The organism is Erwinia sp. QL-Z3, assembly GCF_004551645.1.
Taxonomy (GTDB): domain Bacteria; phylum Pseudomonadota; class Gammaproteobacteria; order Enterobacterales; family Enterobacteriaceae; genus Erwinia; species Erwinia billingiae.
The window spans coordinates 4,475,574-4,493,547 of sequence record NZ_CP037950.1 but is presented as its reverse complement, the minus strand read 5'-3'; the positions used below and the strand labels follow the sequence as shown (position 1 = coordinate 4,493,547).

16 protein-coding genes and 1 tRNA gene are annotated in these 17,974 nt (G+C 57.9%); 13 read left to right on the top strand and 4 right to left on the bottom strand.

Going from position 1 to position 17,974, the window contains the following annotated elements:
* Positions 1-5 precede the first annotated feature (5 nt).
* A complete protein-coding gene (locus E2F51_RS21610; RefSeq protein WP_134824534.1) occupies positions 6-1,076 on the bottom strand; it encodes a LacI family DNA-binding transcriptional regulator in 1,071 nt (356 codons plus the stop codon).
* 173 nt (positions 1,077-1,249) lie between these two features.
* Here E2F51_RS21610 and E2F51_RS21605 point away from each other — a divergent pair, with 173 nt between their 5' ends.
* The 6 genes from E2F51_RS21605 (at position 1,250) to E2F51_RS21575 (ending at position 6,499) form a co-directional block, all read left to right on the top strand.
* Positions 1,250-2,686 (top strand): EmmdR/YeeO family multidrug/toxin efflux MATE transporter, encoded by a 1,437-nt coding sequence (locus E2F51_RS21605; RefSeq protein ID WP_134824533.1) that lies wholly within the window; start codon positions 1,250-1,252, stop codon positions 2,684-2,686.
* A gap of 28 nt (positions 2,687-2,714) precedes the next feature.
* Positions 2,715-3,944, top strand: coding sequence for an MFS transporter (locus tag E2F51_RS21600; protein WP_134824532.1), 1,230 nt, complete (start codon positions 2,715-2,717; stop codon positions 3,942-3,944).
* 152 nt (positions 3,945-4,096) lie between these two features.
* Positions 4,097-4,978 (top strand): siderophore-interacting protein, encoded by an 882-nt coding sequence (locus E2F51_RS21595; protein WP_134824531.1) that lies wholly within the window; start codon positions 4,097-4,099, stop codon positions 4,976-4,978.
* Positions 4,979-4,991: 13 nt separating this feature from the next.
* Positions 4,992-5,648, top strand: coding sequence for a DUF998 domain-containing protein (locus tag E2F51_RS21590; RefSeq protein ID WP_134824530.1), 657 nt, complete (start codon positions 4,992-4,994; stop codon positions 5,646-5,648).
* A gap of 260 nt (positions 5,649-5,908) precedes the next feature.
* Positions 5,909-6,166 (top strand): antitoxin, encoded by a 258-nt coding sequence (locus E2F51_RS21580; RefSeq protein ID WP_013202892.1) that lies wholly within the window; start codon positions 5,909-5,911, stop codon positions 6,164-6,166.
* Positions 6,167-6,499, top strand: coding sequence for a type II toxin-antitoxin system PemK/MazF family toxin (locus E2F51_RS21575; protein ID WP_134824528.1), 333 nt, complete (start codon positions 6,167-6,169; stop codon positions 6,497-6,499).
* Positions 6,500-6,553: 54 nt separating this feature from the next.
* Here the strand turns inward: E2F51_RS21575 and E2F51_RS21570 are convergent.
* A tRNA-Asn gene (locus E2F51_RS21570) sits at positions 6,554-6,629 on the bottom strand.
* Positions 6,630-6,920: 291 nt separating this feature from the next.
* On the opposite strand from E2F51_RS21570, the gene E2F51_RS21565 reads away from it, so the two are divergent.
* Positions 6,921-8,042 (top strand): Gfo/Idh/MocA family protein, encoded by a 1,122-nt coding sequence (locus tag E2F51_RS21565; RefSeq protein ID WP_013202890.1) that lies wholly within the window; start codon positions 6,921-6,923, stop codon positions 8,040-8,042.
* A 192-nt stretch (positions 8,043-8,234) separates the two neighbouring features.
* On the opposite strand, the gene E2F51_RS21560 is transcribed toward E2F51_RS21565, so the two are convergent.
* Positions 8,235-8,543: a helix-turn-helix transcriptional regulator gene (locus E2F51_RS21560; protein WP_013202889.1), complete on the bottom strand. Its 309-nt coding sequence runs from the start codon at positions 8,541-8,543 to the stop codon at positions 8,235-8,237.
* Positions 8,544-8,764: 221 nt separating this feature from the next.
* Between E2F51_RS21560 and fusA the strand changes: the two genes are divergently transcribed.
* The 6 genes from fusA (at position 8,765) to E2F51_RS21530 (ending at position 16,319) form a co-directional block, all read left to right on the top strand.
* Complete coding sequence (gene fusA / locus E2F51_RS21555; RefSeq protein ID WP_134824527.1) at positions 8,765-10,870, top strand: elongation factor G; 2,106 nt, start codon at positions 8,765-8,767, stop codon at positions 10,868-10,870.
* A gap of 433 nt (positions 10,871-11,303) precedes the next feature.
* On the top strand, positions 11,304-12,419 hold the full coding sequence (locus tag E2F51_RS21550) for a branched-chain amino acid ABC transporter substrate-binding protein (protein WP_134824526.1): 1,116 nt from the start codon (positions 11,304-11,306) through the stop codon (positions 12,417-12,419).
* Between the two features lie 103 nt (positions 12,420-12,522).
* Positions 12,523-13,437: a branched-chain amino acid ABC transporter permease gene (locus tag E2F51_RS21545; RefSeq protein ID WP_013202886.1), complete on the top strand. Its 915-nt coding sequence runs from the start codon at positions 12,523-12,525 to the stop codon at positions 13,435-13,437.
* A gap of 10 nt (positions 13,438-13,447) precedes the next feature.
* Positions 13,448-14,734: a high-affinity branched-chain amino acid ABC transporter permease LivM gene (gene livM, locus E2F51_RS21540; protein WP_134824945.1), complete on the top strand. Its 1,287-nt coding sequence runs from the start codon at positions 13,448-13,450 to the stop codon at positions 14,732-14,734.
* Positions 14,731-15,606: an ATP-binding cassette domain-containing protein gene (locus E2F51_RS21535; protein WP_134824525.1), complete on the top strand. Its 876-nt coding sequence runs from the start codon at positions 14,731-14,733 to the stop codon at positions 15,604-15,606. Before livM ends, E2F51_RS21535 begins: the two co-directional genes overlap by 4 nt.
* A complete protein-coding gene (locus E2F51_RS21530) occupies positions 15,603-16,319 on the top strand; it encodes an ABC transporter ATP-binding protein (RefSeq protein ID WP_134824524.1) in 717 nt (238 codons plus the stop codon). The genes E2F51_RS21535 and E2F51_RS21530 overlap by 4 nt, the downstream gene beginning before the upstream one ends.
* A gap of 131 nt (positions 16,320-16,450) precedes the next feature.
* Here the strand turns inward: E2F51_RS21530 and E2F51_RS21525 are convergent, their stop codons facing one another.
* Positions 16,451-17,911, bottom strand: a complete 1,461-nt coding sequence (locus E2F51_RS21525; RefSeq protein ID WP_013202881.1) for an AMP nucleosidase — start codon at positions 17,909-17,911, stop codon at positions 16,451-16,453.
* Positions 17,912-17,974: the final 63 nt, after the last annotated feature.

Genomic DNA, 17,974 nt, shown 5'->3' with positions numbered 1-17,974 from the left:
GGCGATCATCGATCGCCCTTTGTTTTTTCTGCAGGTTGTTGACGCTTTCCGCTCATCGCCTGTGCATTTACCCGCTGTTGCGGCGGCGCGGCGGTGGTTTCCCGGATAATTAACCGGGTGGCAAACGGCCGCATCAGCGCCGGACTCTGCTCCTCATTGAGCGTCTGCACCAGCCAGTCCACGCTGCGCTCACCCAGCTGTTTGATATCCTGACGGACCGTGGTCAACGGCGGTTGATACCATGCGCTCTCGGCCGTATCGTCGTAGCCCACCACCGAAATCTCCGCAGGGATCTGCAATCCCGCCTGATGCAACGCCCGCAGCGCACCTAACGCCATCTGATCGTTAGCGACCAGCAGGGCGGTCGGCAGGGCACTGCCAAAGAGAGAAAGGGTGGCCTGATAGCCGGATTCGGCGCTCCAGTCCCCGGTCAGTTCCCGGTGCGGCGTAAGCTGATTTTCCGCTAATACCCTAAGCCAGGTTTGATGACGCGAGGCGGCCGCCACCGACGCTTTCGGCCCATTCAGCAGCGCAATCTCCCGATGTCCCAACGCCAGCAGGTGTTCAATGCCCTGGCGGGCGCCGGTTTCTGCACTGTACTGGCAGGCCGGCACCGGCGCATCATCCGGGACATCGAGAAACAGGCCCGGAAGAGGGCGGGTGAGTGCGGCAATGTGACTGGCGCTGGCATTATCCAGCGGCAGGTTAACCAGTAACGCATCCACGCGCTGGGCCAGCAATTCCTGCACCGCCACGTCGGCTCCTTTCGCGCCAGACATGGCGATCACCAGTCGGTAACCCAACGCGGTGGCACGCTGCTGAATCGCCGACGCCATTTGCGCCGGGGCCAGCAGCGCCAGATCGCTGGTGGCCAGACCCAGCGTGCGCGAGTGTTTCCCGGCCAGCTGCTGCGCCACGCGGTTGGGAACATAGTTCAGCGCCACCATCGCCGCTTCCACTTTCAGCCGGGTCTTTTCCGCCACGCTGGCAGAATGGTTCAGCACGCGGGAAACCGTCTGGTAAGAGACTCCTGCGGCAGCGGCAACATCATCCAGCGTAACGGAACGGGGCTTCATGGCTTTCTCCTGAAAATCGTCGCGGCAGTTTAGCAATAAAGCCTGAAGACAGCGGAAACTTCTTTGACCGCTGACCGCCTTTTTGTGCAGCGCGAAAAAAAAGACTTTGCATAATAGTCAGCCTTTTACCATCATCAATCAGGACTACTTACCTCTTCCTGGCTGGAACTACCTTGCAAAACTTCAGAGTCTCTCTGCTGCAGGCGATCAAAAATACGGCGTGGTATCCCAAAAGACATTCCTACCGAGTTTTATTCTGGCGAGAAATCACCCCGCTGGCCGTGCCGATCTTCTTCGAGAACCTTTGCGTCCTGCTAATGGGGGTGCTCAGCACCTTCCTGGTGAGCTGGCTGGGCAAAGAGGCGATGGCGGGAGTGGGGCTGGCAGACAGCTTCAATATGGTGATTATCTCCTTCTTCGCCGCCATCGATCTCGGTACCACCGTGGTGGTGGCCTTCAGCCTTGGGAAACTCAATCGCGAACGGGCGGAAGCGGCAGCCAGACAATCGCTGGTGCTGATGACGCTGTTTGCCGTGTTGCTGGCGCTGCTGATCGAGTTCTTTGGCGTACAGATTATTGATGTGATTGCCGGCAGTGCCGAACCGGCGGTGAAAGCGCTGGCGTTGGATTACCTGACCATCAGCGCCTGGAGTTATCCCGCAGCGGCCATCGCGCTGATTGGCTGTGGCGCACTGCGCGGCGCAGGCAACACTAAAATTCCAATGCTGATCAACGGCGGAATGAACATTCTGAATATCGTGATCAGTACCGCACTGATTTACGGCTGCTTTGGCTGGAAAGGTCTGGGCTTTGATGGCGCGGCCGTTGGCTTAACCATCTCGCGCTATATCGGCGCGCTGGCGGTGATTTACGTGCTGATGATCGGCTTCAACCCGCGTTTAAAAATCACCCTGAAAAGCTACTTCACGCGCCTCAATACCAGCATCCTGATGGAAGTGCTGGGGATTGGCGTGCCGGCCAGTATTGAATCGGTGCTGTTTAACGGCGGCAAGCTGCTGACGCAAATCTTTGTCGCCGGGATGGGCACCGACGTTATCGCCGGTAATTTTATTGCCTTCTCGATTGCCTCGATGATTAACCTGCCGGGGAACTCGCTGGGGTCGGCCTCCACCATCATTGTCGGAACGCGATTGGGCCGGGGCCAGCTGCTGCAGCCGGAACGTCAGCTCCGGCATATCTTCTGGTTATCCACCATTGGCTTATGTTTACTGGCGGCGATAACGGTGCCGTTCGCCGGTATCCTCGCGTCGTTCTACACCAAGGATCCCGATGTCATCCCCGTGGTGAAAATCCTGGTCTGGCTTAACGCGGCGTTTATGCCTTTCTGGGCGGCCTCGTGGGTCTTGCCCGCCGGGTTGAAAGGGGCGCGCGATGCGCGATTCACCATGTGGATCTCGCTGTTGGGCATGTGGGGCGCCCGCATCGTGGCCGGTTACACGCTCGGTGTGGTATTGGGATTCGGCGTGGTGGGCATCTGGCTCGGCATGTTTATGGACTGGATTGTGCGTGGCTTCTTCTTCTATCGCCGTCTGAACAGCGGCCGCTGGTTGTGGAAATACAAAAAGCCGGCAGTGTCATCTGCTCAGTAAAATAAAAATATTCAGGTAAAAAATCGCTATGCGTTCTTCTGCACCCGCCAGGGCGGATTCCCTGTTTCAACACCGTTCTTTCGTCGCATTCTGGCTGGCCCGCACCACCTCCAGCTTCGGTTTCCAGATGCTCTCCATTGCGGTGGGCTGGCAGATCTATTCGATCACCGGCCGTGCCTGGGATCTGGGCCTGATTGGCCTGGTGCAGTTTCTGCCGGCGGTTCTGCTGGCCTTGCCCGCAGGCCACGTCGCCGACCAGTTCGATCGCCGCCGGGTGGTGCTTTTCGGCCAGCTCACCGAGTGGCTTGCCATTGCGGTGCTGGCGGGACTGACGCTGGCACACAAAACCGATGAGGTGATAATCCTCGGGCTGGTGTTCATTATCTCGGTGGCCAGAACGCTGGAAGCGCCGTCGTTACAGTCGATGCTGCCCGCGCTGGTGCCGCCGGCGATGCTGGCCCGCGCAACGGCTGCCAATGGCGCCTCGATGCAGACCGCCTCGATGCTCGGCCCGGCGCTGGGTGGCTTCCTGTATGTTGCTGGTCCGGGCGTGGTGTATCTCACGGCCGGGCTGCTCTATCTGATTTCAATCGTGATGGTCAGCCGTCTGCGTTATGAGCATGCGCCACCGAAAAGGACGCCCGCGACCTTTGAGAGCGTCTTTGCGGGCGTGCGCTTTATCCGCAACCGGCCGGATGTCCTGGGCGTGATCTCGCTGGATCTTTTTGCGGTGCTGCTGGGTGGCGCAACGGCGCTGTTGCCGATCTTCGCCAAGGATATCCTGCATACCGGTCCCTGGGGGCTGGGATTACTGCGCGGTGCGCCAGCGGTGGGTGGATTGCTGGTGGGCTTCTGGCTCAGCCGCCGCACTTTAGAGCGCAACGTCGGCATGACGATGTTTGCTGCCGTGGCCGGATTTGGCGTCGCCACGCTGATTTTTGCCCTGTCGAAAGAGCTGTGGCTGTCGATTCTGGCGCTGTTCGCGTTGGGCGGATTTGATATGGTCAGCGTGGTGATCCGTGGCTCGCTGGTGCAGCTGGATACCCCTGACGAGATGCGCGGGCGCGTCAGTGCGGTTAACTCGATCTTTATCAACACCTCAAACCAGCTTGGCGAGTTTGAGTCCGGCATGCTAGCGGCCTGGCTTGGTGCGGCGCCAGCGGCGGCGGTCGGCGGGATTGGTACGCTGATCGTGGTGGGGCTGTGGATGGTGTGGTTCCCAGGCCTGCGTCGCCGTCAGCGCCTGCACAACGACTGAATTGTTAGCAATGTGCTGCACGGGAGGTAAAGAGATGTTAAGGGTTGAAATCATTTTCATCTTTTAAATGATAATGATTATCGTTATATTGCGATACTGAACGCCGCCAGACGGCTGAAACATCGCAATAACTTCCCTGAAGGAGCAGCACAATGGCCGCGGGTTACCGGATTTTCAACGTTACGCTCAAACAACGCATTCAGGTTACGCCTTCCTTACTGCGTTGCGTGTTCACCGGCGACGATGTGTTGGAGATGAAGCATGAATCCCCCGATCAGCGCATCAAGCTGCTGTTCGCGGGCGAAGACGGCACCTGTCCGGCGATGCCGGTCAGTGAAGGCTGGTATCAGGATTATCTGGCATTGCCAAAGCCGCAGCGCCCGGTCATGCGCACCTATACGCTGCGGGAACTGCGCCGCGAGCAGAAAGAGATGGACGTGGAGTTCGTGCTGCACGGCGAAACCGGTCCTGCCTCGCGCTGGGCGATGCATGCGGGCACCGGCGCTAAGATGCAGATTGTTGCACCGAATGCGGCCTCTGCGGATGACAGCGGCGGCTATGAATGGATTTGGCATGAGGGTATCCAACAGGCGTTGCTGATTGCCGATGAAACCGCGGTGCCAGCGGCGGTGGGCATTCTGGAACAGCTGGCAACGCTGGCTGAGCCGCCAAAGGTGCAGGCATTCTTTGAGGTTCCGCATATCACCGATGCTCAGCAGCAAGATTTTCCTTTTGCTGAAATTCACTGGCTGGGGCGCGAGGATCACCCACAGGGCACCTTGCTGATGAAGGCGATCCGCGATCATCTTACCATTCCAGACGGCGCGCGCGTCGCGGAGCAGTCGCTGGAAAACAAAAGCCTGATTGAAGATGGCATCTGGGAGCGTGCGGAAGGCAAGCACGGATTTAACGCCTGGGTGGCCGCCGAATCGGGCGTGGTCAAAAAACTGCGCCACTGCCTGATTGATGAGTTCCAGCTGGACCGTGAAGTGGTGAACTTTATGGCATACTGGACGCTGGGTCGGGGCCGCTAATCACCGGAAGCAGATGAATTCACGACAGCTTGCAACCAAATTGGGCGCACTCAGTTTTGCACTGGGTGGCCTGTTATATCTGTTGGCCGAAAAAGTCGCCTCTCGCGCCTGGACCACGCCACCGTACTTCTTCAGTCAAAACTACATCAGCGATTTGGGCATTGCGCAGTGCGGCGTATTGCCTGATGGCCGTGATGTCTGCTCGCCGCTCCACGCGGTGATGAACAGTGGCTTCGCGGCGGAAGGCCTGCTTTTCTTTCTCGCCTGTCTGTTACTCCGATCAAACTTCACTGGCGCGGGCCAAAAAGGCTTTTTGCTGACCGGCTTGTTGCATGGCATCGGCGGGGTAGTGATTGCGCTCTTTCACAGCGGCTCAGAAGCCAGTGGATTTACCGTACATCAGGCTGGCGCGATCATGGCGATCGGCGGAGGAAATCTCTGTTTGATCACCGTCGGCGGGTTGCTGCGACAGCAAAAGGACCTGCGCGATTACAGCGTATTGAGTCTGGTGCTCGGCTGTATCGGCCTGCTCAGCATGTTTCTGATCCCCCTCAACGTGCTGCCAACCGGCATTATCGAAAGGGCCTCTGTGTATCCCATTACTTTCTGGCAGATTTTTACCGGCGTGATGTTACTGGTGAAAAGCTGGGGCGTGCGAGGTGAGGGATAAGCACTTAACCGCGCGGTGATCTCTCTCCGGCGCAGGCCAGATCCCGAACCTGCGCCGCATTTTATTTATCTGATTCGAGATAATTCTTTGAGCTGCCTGAATAGTCTTCTTTAATCAGCCTGTCTGACGTGAAGTCCGTACCTGCCTGCACGACAACCTTCACGCTGAGTCCAACTAAGGAAATCACAATGATTCTGGCTGAAAACTGTGCACCGCCTGCCATTAATGTTATATTAAAATATAATATCAGGAGGCGCTCTATGTATATCACTCGTCTGAAAAAGGTTGGCGGATCCGTCATGCTGGCGGTTCCTCCCGCCGTGTTAAAAACGTTGGCGTTGTCGACAGAAAGCGAAGTGGGCATGACCATTAAAAATGGCTGCCTGATCATTGAACCGCAGAAACGGCCCCGTTATTCGCTTGAGGAACTGCTGGCACAGTGCGATCCGCAGGCTGAAATGAGCGAAGAAGATCGGGAATGGATGGATACGCCTGTGGCAGGCAAGGAGGTCCTGTAAATGGAGAGAGGGGAAATCTGGCTCGTTTCACTGGATCCGACAGCGGGACATGAACAACGTGGGACTCGTCCGGTACTCATTGTATCTCCCGCCGCATTTAACCGGGTCACTCAGTTACCTGTCGTCGTTCCCATTACCCGAAATGGAAACTTCGCCCGCACAGCGGGGTTTACCGTATCACTGGATGGAGCAGGAACTACAACAACGGGTGTGATTCGCTGCGATCAGCCGAGAACCATTGATATGAGTGCCCGGCACGGTGAGAGACTGGAACGTCTGCCCGATGATGTTGTTAATGAAGTGCTGGCCAGACTGGAAGCTATTCTTAATTAAGCTTTTAAGCATGAAAAAGCCCGCTCAGGTTTCCCTGAGCGGGCTTCTCGAATTTGGCTCCTCTGACTGGACTCGAACCAGTGACATACGGATTAACAGTCCGCCGTTCTACCGACTGAACTACAGAGGAATTGTTGGAACGGGGCGCATAATATCTAGCGGGCGGGGGTATGTCAAAGCCTGATTTGCGATTTTGTTCTGACTGCTGAATAAAGCAGCATTTTATCGAAATTTCCGCAGGTTGGCGGTTATCAACGCGGCGCAAAGGTTGCGTAACCCCCCGCAAGGCTTTTCTTTGTTGCAGCACCCGTTGCAGTTAGTTTCGTCAGAATGATCACGTTTATTTCATTTTCACGTTGTGATGCGTAATTATGAAATATACATTCCATGCATTCGCATCGCTAACCTGCAAGGAACATGTATGGAAAAGGTCAGAATTGGACTGATTGGTACCGGTTATATCGGACGTTGTCACGCAATTGCCTACGCACAGGCATCAACCGTCTTCGCATTGAAAGGTGAGATAGTGCGGGAGATGGTGGCGGAGGTGAATCCGGAGGTGGCGAAGAAGCAGGCTGCGTTACTGGGCTTTACGCGTTCAACGGGTGACTGGCGTGAGCTGGTGGCCGATCCCAATATCGATGTGGTAGACATCTGCGCACCGAATTTCCTGCATAAAGAGATGGCGCTGGAAGCCATCCGTCACGGGAAGCATGTTTATTCCGAAAAACCGTTGGCGCTGGATGTGGCCGACGCTGAAGAGATGGTGCGGGCAGCCGAAGCGGCGGGCGTGAAAACGCTGGTTGGCTTCAACTATATGAAAAACCCGACCAGCCAGTTGGCGCAGGAAATCATTGCCCGTGGCGAAATTGGTGACGTCATCCATTTTTATGGCACCCATAACGAAGATTACCTGGCTAACCCTGATACGCCGCTGGACTGGCACTGCCAGAAAGCGCTGGCCGGGCTGGGCGCACTGGGCGACCTTGCCGCGCATATCGTCAACATGGCGCATTTCCTGGTGGGCAACATCAGCGAGGTGTCCGGCGACATGCTGACGGTGATCAAGCAGCGCCCGGACCCGAAAGATCCGTCGCAGTTGCGCGATGTGGAGAACGAAGACCAGGCCAGCGCGCTGTTGCGTTTTGCCAATGGCGCGCACGGAGTGATTGAAACCTCGCGCATTGCCTGCGGCAGCAAAATGGGGCTGACCTACGTGGTGACCGGCACCAAAGGAACCATCCGCTATACCCAGGAGCGCATGGCCGAACTGGAGCTGTATATCCATGACGATCCGGCTGGCCGTCAGGGTTTCAAAACCATTCTGACCGGTCCTGCACACCCGGATTATGCCAACTTCTGTATCTCGGCCGGGCATGGCATTGGCTTTAACGATCAGAAAACGGTGGAGATCCGCGACCTGATTAACGGCATTGCCGCCAACGACCGCATGTGGCCGGATTTTGCTGAGGGATTACAGGTGTCGAAAGTACTGGAAGCGATCGCCGTGTCCGCGCTGGAACGCCGTTGGATGACGGTCTGAATCTGACTGGCAAGTTCCGCACTGGAACGCCGCTGGATGACGGTCTGAGCAATCAATCTGCGGGCTGAACCAGGCCCGCAGTTGCCGCGCAGGGATGCGCTGACTTAACGTTGGTTTCACGCTTCACCGACGCTAACGCAATGCTCAGCTACAGCTGAATCACCGCGTCACTGACGCTGGCTCAACGCTTTGCTAACGCTGGCTCTCCATAGCGGCCAGCAAGGACTCCAGCAGCCCAGGGAAACGGGCTTCTAAATCTTCCCTGCGCAGCGACAGTAAATTCTCCCGCCCGTTTGGCCGTTGCCAAATCACGCCACTTTCCCGCAACACGCGCCAGTGGTGGGTCATGGTGGATTTCGCCAGCCCCTGCAGAAGGGTGCCGCAGGCCTGTTCACCCTGATTAGCCAGTATCCTCACCACTTCCATTCGGAGCGGATTGCCCAACGCAAAAAGCACGTTTTCCAGGCGAATCTGTTGAGGTTCAGGGTGGTTGGCAATCATAACTGTCCTTTTGTTCGGGGAGAAAGGCGCGCAGAGAACGCGGCGGCTACTATACCTGAAGGCCAAAACCTGCGCGACCTGCCGATCATCAGTTTAGTCGATGGCTTTAATAGTTCGAATATACTCGTACAGTTGTACTATTATTATCGCACTATAAACCCGCTTTAATGCTGGCCGGGTGCTGCCAGCCTGAAGCCTGTCCCTGTGACTAAGGAACTCCTATGCCCCGAACAATCCCTCTCGCTCGCTACCGTAACATCGGTATTTCAGCCCATATTGATGCCGGTAAAACCACCACCACCGAGCGCATCCTCTTTTATACCGGCATGAGTCATCGGCTGGGTGAAGTGCATGATGGCGCTGCGACGACGGACTGGATGGCGCAGGAGCAGGAACGCGGAATTACCATTACTTCAGCTGCGGTAAGCTGTTTCTGGCCCGGCATGGATCGCACCTTTGAACCGCACCGCATCAACATTATTGATACGCCCGGTCACGTCGATTTCACCATTGAAGTGGAGCGATCAATGCGCGTGTTGGGTGGCGCGGTGATGGTGTATGACTCGGTGGGTGGCGTGCAGCCGCAGTCGGAAACGGTCTGGCGGCAGGCGAACAAGTATCGCGTTCCCCGGCTGGCGTTCGTCAATAAAATGGATCGCCAGGGTGCGGACTACTTCCGCGTGGTGCAGATGATGATCGACCGGCTGAAAGCCAATCCGGTGCCGATCGTCATTCCGATTGGCAGCGAAGAGAACTTCCGTGGGGTGATCGACCTGAACAAAATGCGCGCCATCTTCTGGGATGACGAAAGCCTGGGCATGACCTTCAGCTATCAGCCGATCCCGGAAGAGCTTCTGAGCACGGCGCAGTTATGGCGTGAAAAAATGGTCGCCGCCGCCGCTGAAGCCAGCGATACGCTGATGGAAAAGTATCTGCAGGAGGGCGACCTCAGTGAAGAAGAGGTGATAGCCGGTCTGCGCCAGCGCACCATTAACGGCGAAATCCAGCCGATGCTGTGCGGCAGCGCGTTCAAGAACAAAGGCGTGCAGCGCATGCTGGATGCGGTGGTTGAACTGATGCCTTCGCCGCTGGATATTCCGCCGGTGAAAGGGCTGGACGAGAAGGGCAACGAGGTTGAACGCCGTGCTGATGACGAGGAAAAATTCTCGGCGCTGGCGTTCAAACTGATGACCGATCCCTTTGTCGGTCAGCTGACCTTTGTCCGCGTCTATTCCGGCGTACTGCGCAAAGGTGACAGCGTCTACAACCCGATTAAGGGCAAAAAGGAGCGCATTGGCCGAATCGTGCAGATGCATGCCAACGCGCGGCATGAAGTCGACGAGATCCGCGCCGGTGATATTGCCGCCTGCGTCGGGCTGAAAGAGGTGACAACCGGAGAGACGTTAAGCGATCCGGATGCGGTGATTACGCTTGAACGAATGGAGTTTCCTGAACCGGTTATTTCGCTGGCGATTGAACCGAAAACCAAAAGCGATCAGGAAAAATTGGGCCTGGCATTGCAGCGACTGGCGTCGGAAGATCCCTCGTTCCGTCTGCATACCGATGAAGAGTCAGGCCAGACCATTATTTCCGGGATGGGTGAGCTGCATCTGGAAATCATCGTTGACCGCATGAAGCGTGAGTTCGGCGTCGACGCCAATATCGGCCGGCCGCAGGTGACCTACCGTGAAACTCTCCGCGCCACGGCGAAAGAGGTGGAAGGCAAGTTTGTGCGCCAGTCGGGCGGTAAAGGCCAGTACGGTCATGTGGTGCTGACGCTGGAACCGCAGGAAGCCGGTAAGGGCTTTGCCTTTGAGGATGCGACCAAAGGTGGCGTGGTGCCGCGCGAATATATTCCTTCCGTCGAGAAGGGCGTTCGTGAGGCGATGAATAACGGTATCCTGGCGGGTTATCCGCTGGTGGATATCAAGGCCACGCTGACCTTTGGTTCTTATCACGAGGTGGATTCGTCAGAGATGGCGTTTCGCATGGCGGCGATATTTGCCTTTAAAGCGGCGGCCCGTCAGGCAAAACCGGTGATCCTCGAGCCGGTGATGAAAGTGGAAGTGGAAACGCCGGAGGATTATGCCGGTAACGTGATGGGCGATCTGTCGTCCCGTCGCGGGCTGGTGCAGGGCATGGATGAACTGCTGGGCAGCCGGGTGATCCACGCCGAAGTGCCGCTGTCGGAGATGTTTGGCTACTCGACCACGTTGCGATCGATGTCGCAAGGTCGTGCCACCTACAGCATGGAGTTTCACCATTATGCAGAAGCGCCACGCAATGTGGCGGATGGCATTATCGCCGCACGCGGCGGTAAGGCGTAACCGGAGAACGGGAGCATAAGCTCCCGTTTTTCTTCACTCTGCCAGCTTCCTCACATTCACAGCAAAAATTCCCGCCACGAGTTGATCGGCCCCGCAGTTTTGCACCAGCGCAGTGCGCAGCGTGCCAACAGTGCAGCTATGTTTACGTTTCTGGCCGGTCCGGAAACCGCGCGTCCCAGTCTGCCTGGTCATGGCAAACAGTTTTCCCGATAACCCCTAAACGCCGCTGATGAACGGGCTGTAACATTGGATTGCCCCGTGTTACCTCTCATATCTGAAAGAAATCAGCGGTTTCATAGGGAAATGGCGGGAATATTGCTTAATCAACCTTAGCCGCTCGCGGCCCACTCGCTTATCAGGATATCGACCCATCATTGCTGTTTCCCACGCCGCCCGGCGGCGTATGGATCTGAACCGTGCTGAGGAATACCGAATGTCTTTGAAATTAAATAAGTTATCGCTTCAGGTTGTGATTGCTGCTTGTTTAAGTACCGCGTTGTATGCGCATGCGGATGTGATGATTGGGGTGGCAGGTCCGTTCACCGGCCCGAACGCCACTTACGGTGCGCAATACTGGAAAGGGGCCTCGCAGGCCGCAGCGGACATCAATGCGGCGGGCGGAATTAAGGGCGAAAAAATCGTGCTGGTGCAGGGCGATGACGCCTGCGAACCGAAGCAGGCCGTCGCGGTCGCTAACCGCCTGGTGGACGAGTCCAAAGTCTCAGCGGTGGTTGGCCACTTCTGCTCCTCCTCCACCATGCCAGCCTCGGTGGTGTATGACGATGCGGGCGTGCTGACCATCACCCCAGGCTCCACCAACCCACAAATCACCGAACGCGGCCAGAAAGACATGTTCCGCATGTGCGGGCGTGACGATCAGCAAGGTGCCGTCGCCGCCAACTATATGCTGGACGTGCTGAAAGCGAAGAAAATTGCGGTGAGCCACGATAAAGATACCTACGGTCAGGGCCTGGCGGATGCCACCAAAGCCGCGCTGGAAAAACGCGGCACCAAAGAGGTGCTGTACGAAGGTCTGACCCGTGGCGAGAAAGACTTTAATGCGCTGGTGACCAAAATCGGCGCGCTGAAACCGGACGTGGTGTACTTCGGCGGCTGTCACCCGGAAGCGGGTCCGCTGGTTCGTCAGATGCGTGAGCAGGGCGTGCAGGCCAAATTCTTCTCCGGCGACTGCATCGTGACGGAAGAGTTGGTTACTGCCGCCGGTGGACCGCAGTTTACCGACGGCGTGCTGATGACCTTCGGTAACGATCCGCGCACCATCCCGGCTGGCAAACCGGTGATTGATAAATTCCGCGCCGGCGGCTTCGAGCCGGAAGGCTACACCCTGTATGCCTATGCCTCCATCCAGGCCATTGCCGCCGCCTATAACGGTGCGGGTAAAGACAATGCCAAAGCCAGCGAATGGCTGAAGTCGCATACCGTCGACACGGTAATGGGCCCGAAATCCTGGGATGGCAAAGGCGACCTGAAAGTCTCGGATTACGTGGTCTACAAGTGGGATGACAAAGGCAAATATCACCAGCTCTGATTCGCTGCACTACCTCCAGCCTGCCTGACCGGCAGGACGTCGCAACAGCTAAGCCGGCGCGGATGCTATCCGCGGCGGCTTACCCCAGGCGAGACGGGACACAATGGAAGCATTCTTTCTGCAACAGCTGATTAATGGGCTGACGCTGGGGGCCGTGTACGGCCTGATCGCCATCGGCTACACCATGGTTTACGGCATTATCGGTATGATTAACTTTGCCCACGGCGAAGTGTATATGATCTCCGCTTACCTCTGCGCCATCGGTCTGGCGCTGCTCGCCTCTTTCGGCATTCACTCCTTCCCGCTGCTGATCTTCGGCACGCTGGTGTTCACCATCGTGGTCACCGGCGTTTACGGCTGGGCGATTGAACGGGTGGCTTACCGGCCACTGCGCAACTCAACCCGTCTGGCACCGTTAATCTCAGCCATCGGCATGTCGCTGATTTTACAAAACTACGTGCAACTCAGCCAGGGACCAAACCAGCAGGGCATTCCGACCATGCTCACCGGGGTGCTGCGTTTTGACGTCGGCGACGGCATCGTGCAAATCACCTGGACCAAAGTCTTTATCCTGATCGCCGCGTTCCTGGGCATGGCCATCCTCACCTGGATCATCCAGTACACGCGGCTGGGACGCATCTGCCGCGCCACGCAGCAGGATCGACGCATGGCCTCTATCCTCGGCATCAATACCGATCGGGTGATCTCGCTGGTGTTTGTGATTGGCGCGGCGATGGCCGGACTGGCGGGCGTGCTGGTGACCATGAACTACGGCACCTTCGATTTCTACGCCGGATTTATTATCGGCATCAAGGCCTTTACCGCAGCGGTGCTGGGCGGGATCGGTTCACTGCCTGGCGCGATGCTGGGTGGCCTGCTGTTGGGCATCGCGGAAGCGCAGTTCGCCGGCATGGTGAACTCCGATTACAAAGACGTGTTCTCTTTTGGGCTGCTGGTGGTGATTTTGATTTTCCGCCCGCAGGGTTTACTGGGTCGTCCGCTGGTGACCAAGGTTTAGGGAGTTAATGATGACGGATGCTTCTCTTAAGCCGGGCCTGAATATAAAACAAAGCCTGATTGATACGGTCCTGGCCGGGCTCTGTGCGCTGGTGGTGTTTGGTCCGATAGTTGGCATTGTGCTGAAGGGCTACAGCTACGATTTGTCGCCGCAACGGGTGGCGGTGCTGGTGGGCGTGGTGATGGCGGGGAAGCTGCTGCTGAGCCTGACGCTGCAAAGCGCCACCGGCCGTAAATTCGTCGCCCGTTTTGAAGGGGCAGACGATGGCGTCTACGTGCGGCCAGCGGATTACCGCAGCCGGATGCGCTGGATCATTCCGCTGCTGCTGGTGCTGGGCATACTGTTCCCGTTTATTGCCACAAAGTATCTGCTAACCGTGGCGATTCTGGGCCTGATCTACGTGCTGCTCGGCCTCGGGCTGAATATTGTGGTGGGGCTGGCGGGCCTGCTGGACCTGGGATATGTGGCGTTCTACGCCATCGGTGCCTATGGCCTGGCGTTGGGCTATCAGTACCTTGGGCTGGGCTTCTGGGCGATGCTGCCGCTGGGGGCGGTGATGGCGGCGCTGGCCGGGGCATTACTGGGTTTTCCGGTGCTGCGTATGCATGGCGATTATCTGGCGATTGTGACGCTGGGCTTTGGCGAGATTATCCGGCTGGTACTCACCAACTGGGTGAGCTTCACCGGTGGGCCAAACGGCGTCTCGGTGCCTTCACCGACCTTCTTCGGCCTGGAGTTTGGCCGCAGGGCGAAGGACGGCGGCGTACCGATCCACGAGTTTCTGAATATCACCTATAACCCCAACCTGAAGTTTATTTTTATCTACACGGTGCTGATTTTGGTGGTGCTGCTGGTGTTGTTTATCAAGCATCGCCTGACCCGCATGCCGATTGGCCGGGCGTGGGAAGCGCTGCGTGAAGATGAGATTGCCTGCCGCGCGATGGGGCTGAACCATGTTTTGGTCAAGCTCTCGGCGTTTATGATGGGCGCATCCACCGCCGGGATTGCCGGGGTGTTCTTCGCCACCTATCAGGGCTTTGTTAACCCGACCTCGTTTACCTTCTTTGAGTCCGCGCTGATCCTCGCCATCGTGGTGCTGGGCGGCATGGGTTCCACCCTTGGCGTGGTGCTGGCGGCCTTTGTGCTGACCGTGGCCCCCGAGCTTTTACGCAGCTTTGCCGAATACCGGGTGCTGCTGTTTGGCGTGCTGATGGTGCTGATGATGATCTGGCGACCGCGAGGCCTGGTTCGCACCAGCCGGGTCGGGGTGCCAACACGAAAAGGAGTGGCGCCATGAGCGACAGCATCCTGCGTGTTGAACATCTGATGATGCACTTTGGCGGCATCAAGGCGCTGAATGATGTCAATCTGGACGTCGAGCGCGGCTCAATAACCGCCTTAATCGGGCCGAACGGCGCGGGAAAAACCACGGTGTTTAACTGCCTGACCGGGTTTTATCAGGCCACCGGCGGCTCGATTGTGCTGAACGCGCAGTCGCGGATGACCGATGTGATCCAGGTGCTGGGGCAGAAGATCCGCCCGGCGGATTTCATCAATCCTGCGCGCCTCGGTTCCCGTATCTACTACAAAATGTTTGGCGGCACGCACCTGGTCAACCGGGCCGGACTGGCGCGTACCTTCCAGAATATCCGCCTGTTCCGCGAAATGTCGGTGGTAGAGAACCTGCTGGTGGCGCAACACATGCAGGCCAACCGCAATCTGATGGCCGGGATCCTGAATACGCCCGGCTACCGTCGGGCGGAAAACCAGGCGCTGGACCGCGCCTTTTACTGGCTGGACGTGGTGAACCTGGTGGATTGTGCCAACCGGCTGGCGGGAACGCTGTCCTATGGCCAGCAGCGGCGGCTGGAGATTGCCCGCGCGATGTGCACCGGCCCGGAAATGATCTGTCTGGACGAGCCCGCTGCCGGCCTCAACCCGGTGGAAACGCAGGCGCTGAGCAAAATCGTGCGTTTCCTGCGTCAGCAACATGGCGTGACGGTGCTACTGATTGAGCATGATATGGGCATGGTGATGGACATATCCGACCATGTGATCGTGCTGGACCACGGCGATGTAATTGCGCGCGGCACACCCAGCGAGATCCAGACCAACGTCAGCGTCATCGCGGCGTATCTGGGTGCAGACGAAGAGGAGATCGCCGGATGAGCCAGCCGATGTTGGAGTTCCGCAAGGTGAACGTGTTTTACGGCCCGATTCAGGCGCTGAAGGAGATTTCGCTGACGGTCAATGAAGGCGAAACCGTCTCGCTGATCGGCGCCAACGGCGCGGGCAAGTCAACGCTGCTGATGTCGATATTTGGCCAGCCGCGGATTGCCGCCGGACAGATCCTCTATCGCGGCGAGGATATCAGCCACAAATCCACCCACTTTATCGCCAGCAACGGCATTGCGCAGGCGCCTGAGGGACGACGCATCTTCCCCGATATGACGGTGGAAGAAAACCTGCTGATGGGCACCATCCCGATCGGCAGCCGTTACCAACATGAAGATAAAGCGCGGATGTATGATCTGTTTCCCCGGCTGGAGGAACGCCGCAGCCAGCGCGCGATGACGCTGTCGGGCGGCGAACAGCAGATGCTGGCCATCGCCCGGGCGCTGATGAGTCGGCCGAAATTACTGCTGCTGGATGAACCCAGCCTGGGACTGGCACCGATTGTGGTGAAGCAGATTTTCCAGATCCTGCGCGAGCTGACGCAAGGCGGCATGACGCTGTTTCTGGTGGAGCAGAACGCCAACCATGCGCTTAAGCTGTCGGATCGGGCGTATGTGATGGTTAACGGGCAGATTCGCCTGAGCGGCAGCGGGCAGGAGCTGTTGGTCAATCCAGAGGTCAGAAGTGCCTATCTGGGTGGGACATAACGCGGAGATCACGGGGCGATGACGGGAGAGGGGACCGGTCTGGCGGCCCTGCATTCGCGGCGCTTTAACCGGAAGTCATCATTCAGCCGCGGCATGTCTGCCACGGCTGTTTTCTTTCCGCCTGGTATAACCTAGCGGAACGGCGGCTCGTTGAAGGTGCGTAACTTACGCGAGTGCAGCTTGTCGCCTTCCGCCCGCAGTAAATCAATGGCACAGATACCAATTTGCAGGTGCTCGGAAATCGCCCCTTCATAGAAGCGGTTGGCCTGGCCCGGCAGCTTGATTTCGCCGTGCAGCGGCTTATCGGAAACGCAAAGCAGCGTGCCGTAAGGGACGCGGAAGCGATAACCCTGCGCGGCAATGGTGGCGCTTTCCATATCCACCGCAACCGCGCGGCTGAGGTTAAAGCGCAGCGCCGAGGCGGAATAGCGCAACTCCCAGTTACGGTCGTCGGTAGTGACTACGGTGCCGGTACGCAGACGCTGTTTCACCAGGTCGCCCGGCATGCCGCTGACATGCTTGGTGGCGTCATACAGCGCGCGCTGCACTTCGGCAATGCTCGGCACCGGGATATCCGGCGGCAGCACCGCGTCCAGCACATGGTCATCACGCAGGTAAGCATGCGCCAGCACGTAATCGCCGATGCTCTGGCTTTCGCGCAGGCCGCCACAGTGACCAATCATCAGCCAGGTGTGCGGACGCAGCACCGCCAGATGATCGCAAATGGTTTTGGCATTCGACGGGCCCACGCCGATATTGATCAGCGTAATGCCCTGACCATTTTTAGCAATCAGATGCCAGGCAGGCATCTGGTGGTTCTTCCAGGCCAGGCCGGAAATCGCTTCCTGCGGGTTTGGCGTCTCGGCGGTGACGAAAATGCTGCCGGCGCAGGACAGGGCTTCATATGGCGACGCCGGATCGGCGATCTGCTCACAGCCCCAACGCACAAACTCGTCGACATAGCGGGTGTAGTTGGTGAACAGCACGTAGGACTGGAAATGCTCAACCGGCGTGCCGGTATAGTGACGCAGCCTGGCCAGTGAGAAGTCGGTGCGCAGCGCATCGAAATGCGACAGCGGGAACTCTTCACCTGGCTGATACAGGCCATCGGCATTTTCATCGCCAATCTGCGCCAGCTCGGTCGTCGGGAAATGCTTGGCCAGCCCGGCGCTCATGGTGCGATCGAGGCCGAGGTTCGAACCGTCAATCACGTACGGGAAGGGGATTTCCTGCTTTGACGGTTTCACTTCCAGCGTGACCGGATATTCACCGGTAAGCATTTCCAGCTGTTCCGAAAGGTAGTGACGGGCCAGCGCCGGGCGGGTCACGGTGGTGGCATAGCTTCCCGGACGGGTGAAGCGGCCAAAGGCACGGGTCAGCCGGTGACCGGATTCATCGCCGGCCCAGCTGACGCGCAGTTCAGGATAGACAAACAGTCCATTCGCGCGAGCCGACTCTTCCGGCAATTTTCCGCTGCTGATATAGGTGTTGATGGCGGTACGCAGGGCGGTTACGGCCTCTTCATACAGGGCATCAAGTTTGTCCAGCGCCTCGGCGACGGACAACCCCTTGGGGGCAGAAGGCTGAGTCATGGTATCTCCCTGGTCGGTGTTTCACGTTAACTTCACAGCATGGTAGCTGAAATTAGCGCAGGC